17 protein-coding genes are annotated in these 20179 nt (G+C 60.9%); 4 read left to right on the top strand and 13 right to left on the bottom strand.

Annotated elements, in window-relative coordinates; genetic code table 11:
• Positions 1-5 precede the first annotated feature (5 nt).
• From GIR22_RS02740 to GIR22_RS02730, 3 genes are read left to right on the top strand one after another with little or no spacing between them, the layout of a single operon-like run.
• Entirely contained in the window at positions 6-770 is a 765-nt protein-coding gene (locus tag GIR22_RS02740) for an IclR family transcriptional regulator (RefSeq protein ID WP_154741797.1), read from the top strand.
• 9 nt (positions 771-779) lie between these two features.
• Positions 780-1988, top strand: coding sequence for an amino acid deaminase (locus GIR22_RS02735; RefSeq protein ID WP_154741796.1), 1209 nt, complete (start codon positions 780-782; stop codon positions 1986-1988).
• A 25-nt stretch (positions 1989-2013) separates the two neighbouring features.
• Entirely contained in the window at positions 2014-2925 is a 912-nt protein-coding gene (locus tag GIR22_RS02730; protein ID WP_154741795.1) for a sugar kinase, read from the top strand.
• 110 nt (positions 2926-3035) lie between these two features.
• Here the strand turns inward: GIR22_RS02730 and GIR22_RS02725 are convergent, their stop codons facing one another.
• The 13 genes from GIR22_RS02725 to GIR22_RS26575 all read right to left on the bottom strand — a co-directional run bounded on the left by GIR22_RS02725 (position 3036) and on the right by GIR22_RS26575 (position 19581).
• Positions 3036-3311, bottom strand: coding sequence for a peptidylprolyl isomerase (locus GIR22_RS02725; RefSeq protein WP_154741794.1), 276 nt, complete (start codon positions 3309-3311; stop codon positions 3036-3038).
• A 53-nt stretch (positions 3312-3364) separates the two neighbouring features.
• A complete protein-coding gene (locus tag GIR22_RS02720; RefSeq protein ID WP_154741793.1) occupies positions 3365-5902 on the bottom strand; it encodes a PAS domain-containing hybrid sensor histidine kinase/response regulator in 2538 nt (845 codons plus the stop codon).
• 139 nt (positions 5903-6041) lie between these two features.
• On the bottom strand, positions 6042-7997 hold the full coding sequence (locus GIR22_RS02715; protein WP_154741792.1) for an acetoacetate--CoA ligase: 1956 nt from the start codon (positions 7995-7997) through the stop codon (positions 6042-6044).
• An 82-nt stretch (positions 7998-8079) separates the two neighbouring features.
• The gene (locus tag GIR22_RS02710) at positions 8080-8853 is read right to left on the bottom strand and encodes a 3-hydroxybutyrate dehydrogenase (RefSeq protein WP_154741791.1); all 774 of its coding nucleotides are present in this window, start codon (positions 8851-8853) and stop codon (positions 8080-8082) included.
• A gap of 7 nt (positions 8854-8860) precedes the next feature.
• On the bottom strand, positions 8861-10252 hold the full coding sequence (locus GIR22_RS02705) for a GntP family permease (protein WP_154741790.1): 1392 nt from the start codon (positions 10250-10252) through the stop codon (positions 8861-8863).
• A 298-nt stretch (positions 10253-10550) separates the two neighbouring features.
• Positions 10551-11960 (bottom strand): sigma-54 interaction domain-containing protein, encoded by a 1410-nt coding sequence (locus GIR22_RS02700; protein ID WP_154741789.1) that lies wholly within the window; start codon positions 11958-11960, stop codon positions 10551-10553.
• A gap of 10 nt (positions 11961-11970) precedes the next feature.
• On the bottom strand, positions 11971-13545 hold the full coding sequence (locus GIR22_RS02695) for an ABC transporter ATP-binding protein (protein ID WP_154741788.1): 1575 nt from the start codon (positions 13543-13545) through the stop codon (positions 11971-11973).
• Positions 13546-13572: 27 nt separating this feature from the next.
• Entirely contained in the window at positions 13573-14595 is a 1023-nt protein-coding gene (locus GIR22_RS02690) for an ABC transporter permease (protein WP_178122050.1), read from the bottom strand.
• Positions 14595-15656, bottom strand: a complete 1062-nt coding sequence (locus GIR22_RS02685) for a microcin C ABC transporter permease YejB (RefSeq protein ID WP_154741786.1) — start codon at positions 15654-15656, stop codon at positions 14595-14597. Before GIR22_RS02685 ends, GIR22_RS02690 begins: the two co-directional genes overlap by 1 nt.
• Positions 15656-17539, bottom strand: a complete 1884-nt coding sequence (locus GIR22_RS02680) for an extracellular solute-binding protein (protein ID WP_154741785.1) — start codon at positions 17537-17539, stop codon at positions 15656-15658. Before GIR22_RS02680 ends, GIR22_RS02685 begins: the two co-directional genes overlap by 1 nt.
• Before the next feature lie 135 nt (positions 17540-17674).
• Positions 17675-17956, bottom strand: a complete 282-nt coding sequence (locus tag GIR22_RS02675; RefSeq protein WP_154741784.1) for a peptidylprolyl isomerase — start codon at positions 17954-17956, stop codon at positions 17675-17677.
• Between the two features lie 49 nt (positions 17957-18005).
• A complete protein-coding gene (locus GIR22_RS02670; RefSeq protein WP_154741783.1) occupies positions 18006-19094 on the bottom strand; it encodes a 3-deoxy-7-phosphoheptulonate synthase in 1089 nt (362 codons plus the stop codon).
• 352 nt (positions 19095-19446) lie between these two features.
• Positions 19447-19581, bottom strand: a complete 135-nt coding sequence (locus tag GIR22_RS26575) for a hypothetical protein (protein ID WP_281349791.1) — start codon at positions 19579-19581, stop codon at positions 19447-19449.
• Between the two features lie 152 nt (positions 19582-19733).
• Between GIR22_RS26575 and GIR22_RS02665 the strand changes: the two genes are divergently transcribed.
• The gene (locus GIR22_RS02665) at positions 19734-20165 is read left to right on the top strand and encodes a GNAT family N-acetyltransferase (RefSeq protein WP_154741782.1); all 432 of its coding nucleotides are present in this window, start codon (positions 19734-19736) and stop codon (positions 20163-20165) included.
• Positions 20166-20179: the final 14 nt, after the last annotated feature.

The following is a 20179-nucleotide window of genomic DNA, read 5'->3' as shown; positions in this document are numbered from 1 at the left end:
CTGCCATGACCGAAGACACCATCAAGCGCCGCGCCAAAGGCCTGGACCGTGCGTTCGATATCCTCGACTTCCTCAAGGAAGTCGGCCAGCCCCTGCGCCCCAATGATATTGCCAGTGGCATCGGCAGCCCGAAATCCACGGTCTACGAATTGGTCGCCTCATTGTTGGAGCGACGGATTCTTGAGGCGGTGGGCAAGGACGGTCATGTCTACCTCGGCCGCCAGTTGTACTTCCTCGGCCAGGCCCACTTACGGCATTTCGACCTGACCCGCGAGGCCGACCATGCTTTGCAGGAGGTCGTCAGCCGAACCCACGAAACCGCGCAGATGTGCCTGCTCAATGGCCGTAAGTACACCGTGGCCCTGATGCGTGAAGGCGAGCGGCATTTCCGTATTTCCTCGGACATCGGCGAGAACGCGCCGATTCCCTGGACCGCCTCGGGGCGCCTGCTGCTGGGGCACTTGAGCGACCAGCAAATCATCGATCTGATCGACGACGACGACTTCATCCTGCCGGACGGTCAGCGTCTGCCGCTGGAAACTTTCCTTGGGCAAATCCGCCAGGCCACCCTCGATGGATTTTTCTCCTTTGACAGCGTCGCCGATACCTTTACCCATTGCTTTGCCGCCCCGGTGCGGGACGTGCAAGGCATCAGTATTGCGACCCTGTGTATCGTCGCCCCACGGGCCGATGCCCGGGAAAATTACAATGACTATCGCCAGGTGTTGATCGAAAGCGCCAACAACCTGGCCCGTCGTATCAACGAATAGGAGTTTCTTATGTCTGCCTTCAACGCCGTTGAAAAGGGCGCCGCTGCCGTGGGTGCTCACCTGGTTCGTGACGTCAGCCTGCCTGCCTTGGTGCTGCACCGCGATGCCCTGGAACACAACATTCGCTGGATGCAGGATTTCGTCAGCAGCAGCGGCGCTCAACTGGCGCCCCACGGCAAAACCAGCATGATGCCAGCGCTGTTCCAGCGCCAGCTGGCGCAGGGCGCCTGGGGCATCACCCTGGCCAGCGCGGTGCAGACCCGTGCCGCCTATGCCGGCGGTGTGCGTCGGGTATTGATGGCCAATCAACTGGTGGGCGCGCCGAACATGGCGCTGATTGCCGACTTGCTGGCCGACCCGCAATTCGACTTCCATTGCATGGTCGACCATCCGGACAACGTGGCCGACCTGGGAGCCTTTTTCGCCGCCCGCGGCCTGCGCTTGAATGTGATGATCGAGTACGGCGTGGTGGGCGGCCGTTGCGGTTGCCGCAGCGAGCAGCAAGTGTTGGCCCTGGCCAAGGCGATCAAGGCCCAACCAGCCCTGGCCCTGACCGGCATAGAAGGCTACGAAGGGGTAATCCACGGTGAGCACGCCATCAGTGGCATCCGCGAGTTCGCGGCTTCTTTGGTGCGCCTGGCGGTGGACTTGCAAGATAACGCTGCTTTCGACCTCGCCAAACCCATCGTCACTGCTTCGGGTTCGGCCTGGTATGACCTGATCGCTGAATCCTTTGAAGCGCAAAATGCCGCCGGCCGCTTCCTTAGTGTGCTACGTCCTGGCAGCTACGTGGCCCATGACCACGGCATCTACAAAGAGGCCCAGTGCTGCGTGCTCGATCGTCGCAGTGACCTCAACGAAGGCTTGCGCCCGGCCCTGGAAGTCTGGGCTCATGTGCAGTCGTTACCGGAGCCGGGTTTTGCGGTAATCGCCCTGGGCAAGCGTGATGTGGCCTACGACGCCGGTTTGCCGGTGCCACTGTTGCGCTACAAGGCTGGCGTGCTGCCGGCTACTGGGGAGGATATCAGCGCCTGCACGGTCACGGCGGTGATGGACCAGCATGCTTTCATGACCGTGGCGCCCGGTGTTGAGTTGAGGGTTGGCGACATTCTATCGTTCGGTACTTCTCATCCGTGCCTGACCTTTGACAAGTGGCAAGTGGGCTGCCTGGTGGATGAGCAGTTGCAGGTGGTCGAGACCCTGAAAACTGCGTTCTGAACTACCCATTCCACGGAACCCGACTATGAACACTGTGCCTTTGCGCATCGCCCTCATCGGCGAGTGCATGATTGAATTGCAACACCGCGCCGATGGCAGCCTGCAACAAAGTTTTGGCGGCGACACCTTGAACGCTGCCGTGTACCTGCGCCGCGAGCTGGGTGAAGGGCCTGTGGTGGATTACGTCACGGCGTTGGGCGATGACAGCTTCAGCGACGCCATGTGCAAGCACTGGGCCGAGGAGGGCCTGGGCTTGGGCATGGTGCAACGTCTGCCGGGGCGTTTGCCTGGTTTGTATTGCATCCAGACCGACGCCCGGGGCGAGCGCAAATTCCTCTACTGGCGCAACGAGGCGGCAGTGCGCGATTGCTTCACTACCCCGGCGGCGGAACCGATCCTGGCGGCGTTGCCGGCTTACGACGTGCTGTATTTCAGCGGTATCACCCTGGCAGTTCTGGGGGAGGTGGGGCGCGAGCGTCTGTTGAAAACCCTGATCGAAGCCCGCAGGCAGGGCGCCAAGGTGGTGTTTGACAACAACTATCGTCCACGCTTGTGGGCCAGTGTCGACGCGGCGCGAGCGGCTTATCACAAGCTCCTGGCACAGGTGGACATCGCTTTGTTGACCGAGGATGACGAACGAGCGTTGTTTGGCCATGAAGACAGCGAACAGGTGTTTGCGGCGTATCCGGCCATTGAAGAAGTGGTCCTCAAGCGTGGCGCTGACGACTGTCTGATTCGTTGGCGTGGCGAGCGTTTTGCCGTGCCGGCGCTGGTGGTTGAGGCGGTGGTAGATACGACGGCGGCGGGGGATTCGTTCAGTGCGGCGTACTTGGCCAGCCGGCTCAAGGGGGGCACGCCGCAGGAGGCGGCATTGGCCGGGCATCGCCTGGCGAGCCGGGTGATTCAGGTGCCTGGCGCGCTGATTCCCCGAGAGTGACGCACTTGTAGTCGCTGCCGAAATACGAGGCAGCGGTGGGCTGCGAAGCGGCCCCCGTGGGCGGTCCTGCGGACACGCATCGCAGCCTCGTACCTCGGCAGTGGCTACAATTAGTCCCGGTAAAACACCTGCACCAGGTGATAGCCGAACTTGCTCTTGATCGGCCCGTGGACCACCTTCACGGGCTTTTTGAAAATCACCGTATCGATCGCGCCCACCATCTGCCCCGGCCGAACCTCACCCAAGTCACCGCCGCGCTTGCCGGACGGGCAGGTGGAGTATTTCTTGGCCAGCACATCAAATGCCTCGCCCTTGGCAATGCGTTGCTTGAGCTGTTCGGCTTCTTCGCTGGTTTTCACCAGGATATGGCGGGCTTGGGCTTTCATGGGCTTGTTACCTTGCAACGGATAAACGTAAGGGCGCGCGATTATGCCTGAACTCATTTGTCGACGCTGATCATGCTGCGGATTTTAGTGGCCAGCAGGTCGATGGAGAACGGTTTGGCCACCATGTCCATGCCTTCCTCCAGGAAGCCCTGACGCTCGGTGGCTTTCTCGGCGTAGCCGGTCATGAACAAGACCTTGAGCCCAGGGCGATGCTGGCGGGCGATTTCCGCCAGTTGTCGGCCATTCATGCCTGGCAGGCCGACATCGGTTATCAGCAGGTCTACACGCAGGTCGGACTCGAGCAACGGCAATGCCGCCCGGGCATCGATCGCCTGGTGGGCGGTGTAGCCCAGCTCACCGAGTAAATCAACCACCAGCATGCGCACCGCAGCGTCGTCCTCGACCACCACCACCGATTCTCCGGCCAGGGCCACGGGGGCTTCCCCATGTTTCTCGGGTTCGTTGTTTTCCAGGGCAGTGCCGTGCAGGCGTGGCAGGTACAGACGCACACAGGTGCCGTGGCCGGGGGTGCTTTGAATGGTCACGTGGCCGCCTGATTGCTGGGCAAAACCATAGATCATCGACAGCCCGAGCCCGGTGCCCTGGCCGATGGGCTTGGTGGTGAAAAACGGGTCGAAGGCCTTGGACAGGATTTTCGGGGTCATGCCGGCGCCGTTGTCGCAGACGCCGAGCATTACATAGTCGCCGGCCTTGACCGGCTCGAGGCTGGTGATGTCGGTGTCGTTCAGATAACTGTTGGCGGTCTCGATGCGCAACTCACCGCCATCGGGCATGGCGTCGCGGGCGTTGATCACCAGGTTGAGCAGGGCATTTTCCAACTGGCTGGCGTCGGTGCTCACCGGCCAGATATCGTTACCCAGTTGCACCTTGAGTTCGATATGCGCGCCCTTGGTGCGGCGAAACAGCTCTTCGAGTGAACTGACCAACTGGTTGGGATCAATGGGTCGCCGGTCCAAAGATTGGCGTCGGGAGAAGGCCAGTAAACGGTGGGTCAACGCCGCCGCGCGGTGGGCAGAGGACACGGCGGCGTCGGTGAATCGGCCGATTTCCGCGCTGCGTCCGGCGGCGATGTAGCGTTGCATCAGGTCCAGGCTGCCGATGATGCCGGTGAGCATATTGTTGAAGTCATGAGCGATGCCGCCGGTGAGTTGGCCCACTGCTTCCATCTTCTGTGCATGGCGCAGGGCGTCTTCGGCGCGCTCGCGTTCGAACATCTCGTTTTGCAGGCGCTGGTTGGCTTCGGCCAAGGCCTGGGTGCGTTGGCTGACCCGCTCTTCGAGGTTTTCATTGAGGTGGCGCAGGGCCTCTTCGGTCAACTTGCGCTCGGTTTCATCGATGACAAAGATATAGAAACCATTGACCGAGCCGTCATTGCTGAATCTGGGCAGGTACTTCATCAAGGCATGCCGTGGCCGACCATCCCGATGGGGTGTGATCGTGACAAAGCTGCACGTCTTGCCCTTGAGCGCCGCGGCGATCTTGTCGGCGCGCCCGGCATACACTTCTTCGCCGACCACTTCGAGAATGGTCTTGCCGTACAGCTCCTGCGGGGTCATGCCGTACCAGTCCAGGTAGGCGCTGTTGTTCAGGCGAAAGCGCTGGTCGTGGTCGACATAGCCGATCAGCACCGGCATGGCGTTGATGATCAGTTGCAACTCGGTCTGGCTTTGGCGCAGGGCCTGCTCGGTATGCTTGCGTTCGGTCAGGTCCAGGGCTGCACCGAGAAAGCGGGCGGGGCGACCATGGTGATTCTTGTAGCAGCGTCCGCGGGCAAACACCCAGCGTATCTGGCCGTCGGCTTGCAGCAGGCGATATTCCTCGGCGTATTCGGTGCCATGGGTGATGCAGTGCTTGATGCTGCGAGTGACCATGCCACGGTCTTCGGGATGTACACCTTGCAGATAGTCGCTGATGGGCAGCAAGCCGGCATCGCAGGGATCAACGCCGTGCAGAAAGGCAAAGTGAGCGTCGGCAATAAAGCGGTCTTCGGCGATGTCCCAGTCCCAGGTGCCTACCGCATCCGTGGCAGCCAGCGCCAGTTGCAGGCGCTGTTCCGTGTTGTGCTGGGCCTTGAGGCTTTGCTCGGAACGCTGTTGCAGCTCCAGGGCAACCCGACGACGTTCGTTGGTCTCGATGGCGGTGGCCAGGATTCCGGCGACTTCACCGCGCTCGTCACGAATCGGGCTGTAGGTCAGGTCCAGCCAGATCTCGGTATCGCGGTCATTGCGTTGCAGGACGAAGCGCTGTTCGCTGAACGTACGCACCTGGCCGCGCAGCACGGCGCTGTAGATTGGATCGGTGAAGCTTTTCATCTCTGGCCAGATCAGGTCGACCGGTTGGCCGAAGGCCCGAGGGTGCTTGTTGCCAGCCAGTCGGGCGAAACCGTCGTTGTACAGCTGCGTGAGCTCGGGGCCCCACAGCAACAGCATCGGCATGGGCGAATGGATAACGATGTCAACTGCCGTACGCAGGCTCTGTGGCCAGTCAATGACTTCACCGAGGGGGCTTTGTGCCCAGTCCAGCCGTGCAATCAGTGTGGCGGCCTCGCTACCGGTGGGTATTCCATTCATGTAAATGCCCTGCGCTTATCGCTTTGAAGAATGACAAGAGCCCATTATCCCGTGGGGCAGGAGAGGCTTGCTACCCTCGAAAAATAACATGCTTGAGGGCTTTTTCTTTAAATGTGTGCGTCAGGGCTGAAGCCTTTCCTCAAGTCGTCAGTTCCTGTCGATTGCGAAACTGCTCCAGAGCCTCGGGATTGGCCAGGGCATCGGTGTTTTTCACCAACTCGCCATGCACCACATTTCTGACCGCCAGCTCGACGATCTTGCCGCTGATGGTGCGGGGAATATCGGTCACCGCGAGGATCTTCGCCGGCACATGGCGGGGAGTGGTGTTGGCGCGGATCACCTGGCGGATCTGCTGCTCCAGCGACTTATCCAGTTCGACGCCATCGTTCAAGCGCACAAACAGCACCACCCGTACGTCGTCCAGCCAGCGTTGCCCGATGGCCAGGCTTTCGATCACTTGAGGCACCTTTTCCACCTGTCGGTAAATCTCTGCGGTGCCGATACGCACGCCACCGGGGTTGAGTACTGCATCGGAGCGGCCATGGATCAGCAGGCTGCCATTGGGTCGTTGCTCGGCATAGTCGCCTTGGGCCCAGACACCGGGAAACTGGCTGAAATAGGAGGCGCGCAGCTTTTCCTGGCGAGGGTCGTTCCACAGGCCGATGGGCATTGCAGGGAAGTGTCGGGTACACACCAGTTCGCCCTTTTCACCGATCAAGGGCCGGCCCTGGTCGTCCCACACTTCAATCGCCATGCCCAGGCTCTTGCACTGCATTTCGCCACGGCGCACCGGCAGCACCGGATTGCCGATCACAAAACAGGAGACGATATCGGTGCCGCCCGACATGGATGACAGGCAAAGCTGCTGCTTGATATCGCGGTACACGTAATCGTAGCTGTATGGCGACAGTGGCGAGCCTGTGGAAATGATGCTTTTGAGGCTGCCCAGGTCGTGGCTCACACGTGGCGTGAGGCCGGATTTCTCCAGGGTGGCGAGGAATTTCGGGCTGGTACCGAAGACGCTGATGTTTTCCTGGTCGATCAGGTCTAGCAGTCGTTCCGGGCCTGGATGGAACGGCGAGCCGTCGTACAGCACGGCCGTAGCGCCGATGGCCAGCACCGACACCAACCAGTTCCACATCATCCAGCCGCAGGTGGTGTAGTAGAACAGGCAATCGTCCCGGGAAAGATCGGCGTGCAGGCCGTGCTCCTTGAGGTGGGTGAGCAGCACGCCACCGGTGCCATGGATGATGCATTTGGGCACGCCGGTGGTGCCGCTGGAATAAAGAACATACAGCGGATGATCGAAGGGTACGGCGACGAACTCGGGCTCACCGCCGACGCTGTAAAAGTCATCCCACAGGGCAACGTTGGCCGGGGTCTGATAGTCGCCGATACGCGCTTCGGGGCGGGCATAGGGCACGATGATCAACTGTTCCAGTGACGGCAGGCGCCCAAGGATTTCATTGAGCTTGGTGCTCTGGTCGATGTTCTTGCCGGCATAGCGATAACCGGCGCAGGTGATCAACACCTTGGGCTCGATCTGGCCGAATCGGTCGATGACGCCTTGGGTGCCGAAGTCCGGCGAAGAACAGGACCAGATGGCCCCCAGGCTGGTGGTCGCGAGCATGCCCACCAGGGTTTGCCAGGTGTTGGGCATGCAGGCGGCGACCCGATCTCCCATGCCAACGCCGGCTGCCCGCAGGCTGCGTTGCAGGCCGGCGACGTGGTGGGCCAGTTCGGCGTAGGTGAGCTGTTCGCGTTGGCCGTCTTCGCTGATGGCGACCACGGCCGGGTGATCGTCGCGGCGGCGTAGCAGGTGTTCGGCGAAATTCAGCGTGGCACCGGGAAACCACTGGGCGCTGGGCATCTGTGCACCTTCGACCAGCGCGGCGCTGGGAGGGGTGCGAAACTGCACCTCGAAGAAGTCGACAATCGCCTGCCAGAAGTCCGGGCGCTGGTCGACGCTCCATTGGTGCAGGGCCGGGTAGTCGGCGAGCTGCAAGGTGTGGCGGTCATTGATAAAGCGCCGGAACTGGTCCATGCGGGTGGCGTGGATGCGTTCGGGGCTGGGTTGCCAGAGTATGTCGGACATGCTGGGAATCTCTCTCGTTCCCACGCTCTGCGTGGGAATGCCTCTCTGGATGCTCTTGGGACGCGGAGCGTGGGAACGATCACTACTGGGCCAGCCAGCCCCCGTCGATATTCCACGCTGCGCCACGCACCTGGCTGCCAGCTTCACTGCATAGGAACAGTACCAGTTCCCCCAGTTGTGACGGGGTGACGAATTCAAGCGACGGCTGTTTCTCTGCCAGCAAATCATGGCGGGCCTGTTGCGGGTCGACGCCCGTGGCGATGCGGTCATCAATCTGCTTTTGCACCAGCGGCGTCAGCACCCAGCCAGGGCAAATCGCATTACAGGTGACATTGCTGGTGGCGGTTTCCAGGCCCACGACCTTGGTCAGGCCAATCACTCCGTGTTTGGCTGCCACATAGGCGGCCTTGCCCACCGAACCCACCTGGCCGTGGACTGAGGCGATATTGACGATCCGCCCCCAGCCCCTGGCCTTCATGCCCGGCAGGCTCAGGCGGGTGGCGTGGAATACCGAGGACAGGTTGATCGCGATGATCGAATCCCAGCGCTCCACCGGGAAATCCTCCACCGCAGCCACATGCTGGATGCCAGCGTTGTTCACCAGAATATCGACGCCGCCGAACTCGCGCTCGGCATAGGCGAGCATCTCGGCAATCTGCGCCGGGTCGCTGACGTCTGCTGGGTGATGGCCTACCTTGCCGCCCAGGGTCTGGACCTGGGCGATCACCGCGCTGGCATCGCCAAAACCGTTGAGGATCAGGTTGGCCCCGGCCTTGGCCAGGCTCAAGGCAATGCCCAGGCCGATACCGCTGGTGGAGCCAGTGACCAGGGCTGTCTTGCCATTCAATGTCGTCATGAAAACCTCACACAATGCCGGTGGCGTAGAAAGTACCGATCACCACGAACACCGCGAGGGTCTTGATGATCGTGATGCCAAAAATATCTTTATAGGCTTCGCGGTGGGTCAGCCCGGTGACCGCCAACAGCGTGATGACGGCGCCGTTGTGGGGCAGGGTGTCCATGCCGCCGCTGGCCATGGCCGCCACCCGGTGCAGCACTTCAAGAGGGATATTGGCCGCATGGGCCGCTGAAATAAAGCTCTCGGACATTGCCGCCAGGGCGATGCTCATGCCGCCCGAGGCCGAGCCAGTGATGCCGGCCAGCAGGGTCACGGTAATTGCTTCGTTGACCAGTGGGTTGGGGATGCCCTTGAGCCAGTCCGCCAGCACCAGGAAGCCTGGCAGCGAGGCAATCACCGCGCCAAAGCCATATTCCGAGGCCGTGTTCATCGCTGCCAGCAACGCGCCGCTGACCGCACTTTTGCTGCCTTCGGCCAGCTTGCTGCGAATCGCCGAGAAGCCGAACACCAACACCATCACGATCCCCACCAGCAACGCGGCCTGCACCGCCCAGATGGCGGTCAATTTGGCGATTTCAGTGGTCACCGGTGCGCTCATGCCCGGCAGACTGAGGCTGTGGGTCTTGCCGTACCACTGGGGGATCCAGTGGGTGAACAGCAGGTTCATGACCCCCACCAGCAACAGCGGCGACAGGGCAACCCACGGATTAGGCAGCTTGATATCTTCGGCAGTTTCCGGCTCGTTGCGCAGTTCAGTGCCGTAGCCTTCGCCAGCCCGTTGGGCCTTGTTGCGTTGACGGGCCAGGTACAGCATGCCGGCGCAGAACACGAAGATCGTGCCAACCAACCCCAGCCACGGTGCCGCCCAGGCGGTGGTATTGAAGAAGGTGCTGGGAATGATGTTCTGGATCTGCGGCGTGCCGGGCAGGGCATCCATGGTGAACGAGAACGCGCCGAGGGCGATGGTGGCCGGGATCAGGCGCTTGGGAATATTGCTTTGGCGGAACATCTCGGCGGCGAACGGGTACACCGCGAACACCACGACGAACAGCGACACGCCGCCGTAGGTCAACAGGGCGCACACCAGGACAATCACCAGCATCGCCTGGCGGGTACCCAGCAGGCGAATGGCCGCGGCGACGATTGAGCGGGAGAAACCGGAAATTTCAATCAACTTGCCGAACACCGCACCCAGCAGGAATACCGGGAAATATAACTTGATAAAGCCGACCATTTTTTCCATGAACACCCCGGTAAAGGCTGGGGCGACGGCGGAAGGGTCGGTGAGCAGCACGGCGCCAAGGGCGGCAATCGGAGCAAACAGGATGACGCTGTAGCCTCGGTAGGCGGCCAGCATCAGCAGCGCGAGCGCCGCCAGGGCAATGATTACACTCATGGAGTGTCTCCAGATTTGATTGTTGTTTTTGTGGGGTGGAGCGTTGGAGAGGGGCTATAGCGGGATTTGTGCCATGTTTGTAAGTAATTGAAATGTATTAATATTATTATATTTGTGAGCGAGGTTTTCAGTGATTGTCTCTGTATTGAGACGGGTGCCGGCCACCTGTAGGAGCGAGCTTGCTCGCGATGGTCGTTAACGATAACGCGTTGATCCATGATGAGCAGGGCCACTTTGGTTTTTCGCGAGCAAGCTCGCTCCTACAAAGGGTTGTCTTTATTGTGAGAATTTATTCTCTTTATTGAGATTGCTCGATGCCCAGCGCTACCATTTTTTTGTACAGCGTCGACCTGCCGAGCCCCAACCGCTTGGCGGTTTCAATGACGTTTCCATCACATGCGCTCAACGCGGCACCAATCACCTGCCGATCAAACCGCTTCCGCGCAGCACTAAAGGTTTCCCCGTCAATTTGCTCTACAGCTGCCCTGCGCTCCACCGGGCTGAAAGTCCCGATCGCCGCCCGAATCTCGCGGGCGTCGAGCACCAGGTCATCACTCAGCAGCGCCGCGCGCTCCAGCACATTACGCAGCTCGCGGATATTCCCCGGCCAGGCATGTTGTGCCAGCAGTGCCAACGCCTCCCGGTCCAGTTCATGTTGGCTGCGTAGCTCCTCCAGAATCGCTTCACTCAACGCCGGCAAGTCATCGAGCCGTTCGCGCAATGGCGGCACCTGGATTGGCAGCACGTTGAGCCGGTAATACAAGTCGGCCCGAAACTCGCCCCGCTTGATCGCGGCCTCCAGGTCCATGGACGTCGCGGCAATCACCCGCACGTCGCTGCGAATCATCTCGTTTGAACCTACGGGCTCGAATTCTTTCTCCTGCAGCACCCGCAGTAATTTGCTTTGCAGCGGCAGGGGCATGTCGCCGATTTCGTCGAGGAACAGCGTGCCGCCCTGGGCTATGTGCAGTTTGCCGGGACGGCCCTTGCGGTCGGCGCCGGTGAATGCACCGGGAGCGGTGCCGAAGAACTCGGCCTCCAACAGGTCATGGGGAATGGCCGCGCTGTTGATGCTGACAAATGCCTTGTGCGCCCTGGGTGACGCGCCGTGAATGGCTTGGGCCAGCAATTCCTTGCCGGTACCGGTTTCCCCCAGCAGCAGTACCGGCGAGTCGGCACTGGCGCTGCGCCGGGCGCGGCGCTTGACTTCCAGGGTGGCGGCACTGGTTCCGATAAAGTGAGCGAAGTTGTACTTGCTCTGGCGTGAGCGCAGCAATGAACGAGTGGAGGCCAGCTCCTGCTGCATGCTCAGGTAGCGTTCGATCAGCGGTGACAAATTGCGCAGTTCATCGAACAGGGCAAAGCCGATGGCGCCGATCACTTTGCCTGCGTCGTCATGAATCGGCAGGCGCATCACCACCAGCGGGCCTTTGGGGGTGTCCTGGATATCCAGCAGGATCGGCTGGTCGTTGCGCACCACCTGGCGCAACAAGCTGTTGGAAATCACCTGTTCGCAGGGCTGGCCGATGGCATCAAAGGCACTTTTGAGGCCGAAGCGCCGCGCGTAGCGCTCGTTCATCCATACGATGTTGGCGTCGCCGTCGACGATCACCGTGCCTTCGCTGGACTGCTCGATGATTTCGAACAGCGATTGAATGGCCAGGCCACGAACGTGTTGGTAGTCCTTGAGGCTTTCGGTGGTGTTCATGTGGGGTCCGTTATGTGCTGCGAGCGGCGGCCAGGAGTTCTTGGGTGTACGGGTGCTGCGGCGATTCGAACACCTGATGGCTCGGCCCGCGCTCCACCACCTTGCCGTCCTTGATCACGATCATGTCATGAGCCAGGGCGCGTACCACCGCCAGGTCATGGCTGATAAACAGGTAGGTCAGGCCGTACTTTTCCTGGAGTTCGCGCAACAACGCCACCACTTGTTTCTGCACGGTACGGTCAAGGGCCGAGGTGGGCTCGTCCAGCAGAATTAACGCCGGCTTGAGTACCAGGGCTCGGGCGATGGCGATGCGTTGGCGTTGGCCACCGGAAAACTCGTGAGGGTAGCGATGGCGGCTGGCGGGGTCGAGGCCGACGTCCTGCAATACCTGGATCACTTGGGCGTCGCGATCCGCCGCACTGCACGGGGCATGGACCTCCAGGCCTTCGCTGATGATCTGGTCCACCGACATTCGCGGGCTGAGGCTACCGTAAGGGTCTTGGAACACTACCTGCATCTGCTTGCGCCACGGGCGCATCTGTTTGTGACTCAGGCTGTCGAGGGCCTCACCCTGGAAGCGAATGCCACCGCTGGAATCCAGCAGTCGTAAAATCGCCTGGCCCAAGGTGGATTTGCCGGAGCCGGATTCGCCGACAATGCCCAAAGTCTTGCCCCGTTGTACGCTCAAGCTGATGCCATCCACCGCCCGCAAGTAGTGCTTGCGCCGAAACAATCCGCCACCCAGGGGGAATTGCACGCTCAGGTCATCCACCTCCAGCACCGTCTCACGCGCGTCGTGGCACAGGGCCGTGCCTGCCGGTTCTGCATCCAGCAGCAGGCGGCTGTAAGGGTGTTGCGGTGCACTGAACAGGGTTTGGCAATCGGCCTGTTCGACGATCTCTCCGGCCTGCATCACGCAGACCCGCTGGGCAATGCTGCGCACCAGGTTGAGGTCGTGACTGATCAATAGCAACGACATGCCCAGGCGCTGTTGCAGGGATTTGAGCAGCAGCAGAATCTTGCGTTGCACGGTCACATCCAGCGCCGTGGTGGGTTCATCGGCGATCAGCAATTGCGGCTCGCAGGCCAGGGCCATGGCGATCATTACTCGCTGGCGCTGGCCGCCGGACAATTGATGGGGGTAGGCCTTGAGTCGTTCCTTCGGCTTCTGGAGGCCCACCAGTTCCAGCAGTTCGAGGATTCGTGCCTGTGCGGCGTGACCACCCAGGCCCTTGTGCAGCAACAGGGTCTCGCCGATCTGTTTTTCGATGCTGTGCAGTGGGTTGAGGGAGGTCATCGGCTCCTGGAAGATCATCGCAATGCGGTTGCCCCGCAGTTTTTGCAGGGCGCTGGCGTTGGCACCCAGGAGCTCCTGGCCGCGATAGCGTATGGAACCTGTGATTTCGGCTCCGGCTTCGGGCAGCAATTGCAGGATCGAGTGCGCCGTTACCGACTTACCCGACCCCGACTCACCCACCAGCGCCAGGCATTCGCCGGGTCGCACATCCAGGCACAGGTTGCGCACCACGGTCTGGCCGCTGAAGGCGACGCACAGGTCGCGGATCTCGATCAGGTTGTCGCTCATGCTGATTTACTCATATAGCTGGGCCTTTCATGAACGTGGATCGAAGGCATCACGCAGAGCCTCGCCGATAAACACCAGCAGCGACAGAATCAGCGCCAGGGTGAAGAACGCCGTCAGGCCCAACCATGGCGCCTGCAGGTTCTGCTTGCCTTGGGCGATCAGTTCCCCCAGTGAGGCGCTGCCCGCCGGCATGCCGAAGCCAAGGAAGTCCAGGGCGCTCAAGGTTGAAATCGCGCCGGTCAAGATGAACGGCAGATAGCTCAGGGTGGCCGTCATCGCGTTCGGCAGAATATGCCGGCGGATAATCTTTCCATCGCCCAGGCCCAATGCCCGGGCGGCCTTGACGTACTCCAGGTTGCGCCCGCGAAGGAATTCGGCACGTACCACGTCCACCAGGGCCAGCCATGAAAACAGCGCCATGATCCCCAGCAGCCACCAGAAATCGGGTTCGACGAAGCCCGACAGAATGATCAGCAGGTACAGCACCGGCAGCCCGGACCAGACCTCCAGGATTCGCTGGCCAAGCAAGTCGACCCAACCGCCGTAATACCCTTGCAAGGCCCCGGCGGCAATGCCGATGGCCGCGCTGATGGCGGTCAGTGCCAAGGCAAACAGGATGGATACACGGGCGCCGAAGATTACCCGCGCCAACACATCGCGGGATTGATCGTCGGTGCCCAGCCAGTTCACCGCGGAGGGCGGGCTGGGAGCGGGGCGGGTCAGTTCGTAGTTGGGCGTGTCGTCGCTGAAAGGGATCGGCGGGAACAGCATCCAGCCACCGTCCTTCTTGATCAGCTTTTGCACATAGTCACTGCGGTAGTCGGCCTGGAACGGCAGTTGCCCGCCGAACTGCTGTTCGGTGTAGCGCTTGAACACCGGGAAATACAATTCGTCCTGATAGCTGAGCACCAAGGGCTTGTCATTGGCAACCAACTCGCCACCGAGGGTCAGGAAAAACAGGCCGATAAACAGCCACAGCGACCACCAGCCGCGACGGTTTTTCTTGAAGCGTTCGAAGCGCCGACGGGCCACGGGAGACAGTCTGGGCATCAAGCGTTTCTCCCGTCGAAATCGATCCGTGGGTCGACCAGGGTGTAACAGAGGTCGCCGATCAGTTTTATCAGCAGGCCAAACAGGGTGAAGATAAACAGCGAGCCGAACACCACCGGATAATCCCGGGATACTGCCGCTTCGTAGCTCATGCGGCCCAGGCCATCGAGGGAGAAGATCACTTCGATCAGCAGCGACCCGGCAAAGAACACGCTGATAAAGGCTTGGGGAATCCCCGAGATCACCAGCAGCATGGCGTTGCGAAATACATGGCCGTACAGCACCCCTCGTTCGCTCAGGCCCTTGGCCCGTGCGGTGACTACGTACTGGCGGGTGATTTCATTGAGGAAAGAGTTTTGGGTGAGGATGGTCAGGGTGGCGAACCCGCCGATCACCAGGGCGCTGACTGGCAGCACCAGGTGCCAGAAATAGTCGGCGATCTTGCCCACGCTGCTCAGTTGTTCAAAGTTCTCCGAGACCAGGCCGCGCACCGGGAACCAGTTCAGTGAGGTGCCGCCGGCGAAGACCACGATCAGGAACATCGCGAACAAAAACGCTGGCATCGCATAGCCAATCACGATGGCTGTGCTGCTCCAGATATCGAACTGGCTACCGTGCCTGACCGCTTTGCGGATACCGAGGGGGATAGACACCAGGTAGGTGATCAGCGTGGCCCAGAGCCCGAGGGAGATGGTTACCGGCATCTTTTCCAGGATTAGGTCGACCACCGTCGCACCGCGAAAGAAGCTGTTGCCGAAGTCCAGTTGGGCGTAGTTCTTGAGCATCAGCCATAGGCGCTCCGGTGCCGGCTTGTCGAAGCCGTACTGTTTTTCGATGTCCTTGATCAGTTTTGGGTCGAGGCCGCGGCTGGCCCGTGAGCCGCTGTTGATGGCGTCCCCGGAGCCACCGCCAATGCCACCGCCGCCGATCCCTTGCAGGTGGGCGATGGCCTGTTCCACCGGCCCACCCGGAGCGGCCTGGATGATGACAAAATTCACCAGGAGGATGATGGCCAGGGTAGGAATGATCAGTAGCAGGCGTCGCACGATATAGGCAAGCATCAGTGGGCGCCTCCCGGCTGGCCGCGCTTGATCAGCTCGGCTTTCATCTGCTTATTGGTGAGGGGAGTGGGGCTGACTTCCCACCAGGTTTCCAGGGCTTCGTCATTGCTGGCTGCCACGGCCGGGCGACCGAAACGGTTCCACCAGGCGGCGGAAGTGCCCGGCGGGTAGTAATTGGGGATCCACAGGTAATTCCATTGCAGCACTCGGTCCAGGGCGTGGGCATAGCTGAGCATCTGTGCCTGGTTGCTGGCCTTGACCAGCCCGGCGATCAGGGTGTCGACGGCCGGGTCCTTGAGAGCGATGTAGTTGTTGGCACCCGGATCGAAGGCGGCAGCCGAGCCGAAGTAGTTGTAGAGCTCCATTCCCGGCGAGGTGGTGACCGGGAAACCGCTGACAATCATGTCGTAATCCCGGGCCATGAGGCGGTTGACGTACTGCGATGAGTCAATGCGGCGGATATTGAGGGTGATGCCGATCTGCGCCAGGTTGCGTTTGTAGGGCAACAGCAAACGTTCAAGGCCGGACTGGGCGTTGAGGAAGGTGAACTCCAGTGGCTCGCCATCGCCGTTGACCAGTTTGTCGCCGTCTGGCTTCCAACCGGCCTGTTCCAGCAGAGCCAGGGCTTGCAGCTGTTTATCGCGGATCATGCCGCTGCCGTCGGTGGTGGGCGCCTTGAAGACCTGGGTGAAGACCTCATCGGGAATTTGCCCGCGCAGCGGTTCCAGGATTGCCAGTTCGTCAGCATCCGGCAGTTGGGTGGCGGCAAGAGGGCTGTTGGAGAAGTAGCTTTGCTGGCGGATGTACAGGTTGTACATCATCTGCCGGTTGGCCCATTCGAAATCCCACAGCATCGCCAGGGCCTGGCGCACGCGGCGATCCTTGAATATCGGTTTTTGCACATTGAACACGTAGCCCTGGGCCGGTTGCGGCGCGTCCTTGGCCAGGTGTGCCCGTTGCAGGCGGCCATCGTTCAGGGCCGGGCCGTTGTAGCCGATGGAGTAGCCGGTGGCGGAGAACTCGCGGTTGAAATCGTAGGCGCCGCCCCGCAGTACCTGGCGGGCAACTTCAGTGTCGCCGAAGTACTCCAGGCTCAGGTGATCGAAGTTATACAGGCCGCGACTGACGGGCAGGTCCTTGCCCCACCAGTCGGGGTCGCGCTGGAAGCTGATGGTGTTGCCGGAGTCGACTTTGCTCACCCGATAAGGGCCGCTGCCCAGGGGCGCCTCGTAGCCGCCGCCATTGGTGAAGTCGCGGCTCTTCCACCAGTGCTCGGGAAACACCGGCAAGGTGGCAACGTCCAGAGGCAGGGTGCGGTTCTCATTGCTGGAGAAATCGAAGCGCACTTGCCGGGGGCCTTCCACTTCGACGTGCTTGACGTCGGCGAACAGTGTTCGGTAGCGCAGGCTGCCTTGGGTCATCAACAGGTCGTAGCTGTAGCGTACATCTTCGGCGGTGATGGGCTGGCCATCAGCAAAACGGGCCTTGGGGTTGAGGTAGAAGCGCAGGGACAAGCCGTCCTCCGAGCGCTCGATCTGTTCTGCCACCAGGCCGTAGACCGTGTACGGCTCATCCAGGGAGCGCTGGGCCAGGGGCGAATACACCCAGCCGTCGATCTGGCTGACGCCGATGCCTTTGTCGATGTAGGGCATGACATGGTCGTAGCGTCCAATCTCGATGGCCGAGCGCCGTAGGCTGCCGCCCTTGGGGGCGTTGGGGTTGGCGTAATCGAAGTGGCTGAAGCAGGTGGGGTATTTCGCAGGTTCACCGTATACCGTCAAGGCGTGTTGCGGTGCGGCGAGAGCGGCCGTGGTCGCCATCAGCAGGGCCAGGGTGGAGCCAACCAGGGAGGAGCTAAATAAGGTGATGAAGTCCAGTCGCATTTTCAGCCTTGGGCGCCAGGTGAATAAAGAAGGGGATTTGTACGCTAACCCTGCACGCCTCGCCAGTCACCCTGCTGACGCACAAACACAACGGCCCACCAAAAGGCGGGCCGTTGTTTTAGGCAGGCCGGCGGATCAGTCCTGACGGCTGGTCACTTCCAGCAGGTGATAACCGAACTGGGTTTTTACTGGGCCTTGCACGGTATTGACCGGGGCGCTGAATACCACGCTGTCGAATTCCTTGACCATCTGGCCTGGGCCGAATGAGCCCAGGTTGCCGCCGTCACGGCTGGATGGGCAGGTGGAGTTGGCTTTGGCGATCTCTGCGAAATCGGCGCCGCCTTCGATTTTGGACTTCAGTTCGTTGCACTTGTCTTCAGTGGCAACCAGGATGTGGCGGGCAGTGGCTTTGGCCATGGGGGGTAACTCCTTGAATAAAAAAGGTGAGCCTACCGGATTCAGGCGGTTATTTCCCGGCAAAGTTCCTACGATGTTCACGCAACCGCCGCGCCGCTTCGCGCAACAATTGCTCGGTACCCTCCCAACCCAGGCAACCGTCGGTCACCGACACCCCGTAACGCATCGATGGGCTCAATGGCTGGCAACCTTCGAACAGATGGCTTTCCAGCATCATGCCGATCAGCGAGGTGTCGCCCTGCAAGCGTTGTTCCAGTACGTCATTGAATACGGCGGGCTGGCGCAGTGGGTCCTTGGCGCTGTTGGCGTGACTGCAATCGACCATGATCCGGGGCGTGACCTTGGTTTTTGCCAGGTCAACCTTGACCTGGGCCACGCTCTGGCGATCGTAGTTCGGCCCGCGATGGCCGCCGCGCAGCACCAGGTGTGTATCAGGGTTGCCCGCCGTCTGGATGATTGCCGGGTGACCCTGGCTGTCGAGGCCGAAATGACGATGCGGGTGAGCGGCGGAACGCATGGCGTCGCAGGCGATGGCGACGCCACCGTCGGTGCCGTTCTTGAAACCCACGGGCATGCCCAGGCCGCTGGCCATCTCGCGGTGGATCTGCGACTCGGTGGTGCGCGCACCGATGGCCACCCAACTGAGCAAGTCGTCGAAGTAGCCGGCAGCCATGGGTTGCAGCAATTCAGTGGCGACCGGCAGGCCCAGGCGCAGCATCTCGCGCATCAGTTCTCGAGACAGGTTCAGGCCGGCGGCCATGTCGTCGCTGCCGTCCAGGTGCGGGTCATAGGCCAGGCCCTTCCAACCGATGGTGGTGCGGGGCTTTTCGACGTAGGCGCGGATCACCAGCAGCATCTGGTCACTGACTTCCAGTGCAAGCTTCTTCAGGTTGCGGGCGTATTCCATGGCCGATTCCGGGTCATGGATCGAGCAGGGGCCGACAATCAGCAGCAGGCGTGAATCTTCGCCATTGAGAATGGCGCGCACCGCCTGGCGATGAGCCTGGACTTGTTCGTTCAGAAACGGGCTCAGAGGCAGTTGCTGCTTGAGTTCAAGAGCGCTGGGCAAACGCCGGGTCAGCGCTTCATTGGCGCAGGGCAGGGTGGAAACAGGCAGGGCGGCGATGGAGGAGTTCATATTTGGGCTTCCTGGGCAAGCGGCGGGTGTCTCCCGCGCACTTGGCCCTACAGGGGTGTTCGACAATTGGCCGGATTGGCTACGTGTGTTGGCTTGCCACCTGCAGGTGACCGATCGGAGGCGGCAGGCTGTCCCGAGCGGGGCTTGCTAAATCGCCAGGCGGTGGAGGTGTCGTAGCGGTAATAGGTGGCGTAGTTCATGGTGTGATTCCTTTAAATGTTCTGAAGACAACGAAAAACCAAGGAGATGCTTTGCCAGGGCCAGAAAAACAAAACCCCCGGTCGGGGAGCCGACCGGGGGTTAGATTTCTCTGGTAGGCGACCCCTTGAGTAGTGGGCGCCGATTTCAGGTATCAGGCGCGCCAGTGGCTAAACCAATACCCAAAATAAAAGCTGGCCAGCGCGCTCAAACCGTTCACGCGGGTAGCCACGGCCGAACGTTGTACGTTGGCAGTAAGGCAAACCTGAGTGGGGGTGAGTTGCAGCATGGTATATCTCCAAATGATGGGGGGGAGCTTACTAGAGGCGCGCGGGTGGATTCAATCAGTAATTTCTATGGGCAGTAAGTGTTCAGGGCTATTGAGCAAGTGTCCCTATGTTTGACTACGTTAACTAAGAGGATTTGATGGAGCGCAACCTTATGCCGTTTCAGCTGCGGCTCGCCACAGATCGGGACCTGACATTCGCCCGAACCCTGACACGCCAGGCGATGGGTGACTATTACCGTCAAAACGACCTGTTATGGTCCGACAAGGGATTTGATACCGCCTGGGCTGGCCGGGAGAATTGGCTGATCTATCGAGAGGGCGCAGTGGTGGGTTTTGTCAGCCTGAGTCGGGATGAAAAGGCACTCTATATCCGTGAATTGCATATCCTCAAGGACTGCCGTGGGCAAGGGGCTGGCAGTTGGGTGCTGGAGCAAATGGCCCTAAAGGCCCGTACCCAAGGCCTGGGGCTGTTGCGGCTGACCGTATTCAAGACTAATCCGGCGAGAAGGCTTTATCAGCGCAAGGGCTTGAGTATCATTGGCGAGGAGACCTGTTTCTGGCGGATGGAGCTTGACTGCCACTGATTCCTGACCGTTTA

This window comes from Pseudomonas karstica, from assembly GCF_009707515.1.
Classification (GTDB): domain Bacteria; phylum Pseudomonadota; class Gammaproteobacteria; order Pseudomonadales; family Pseudomonadaceae; genus Aquipseudomonas; species Aquipseudomonas karstica.
Note: the sequence above shows the minus strand (reverse complement) of the source record. Positions and strands in the feature narration are given on the sequence as shown.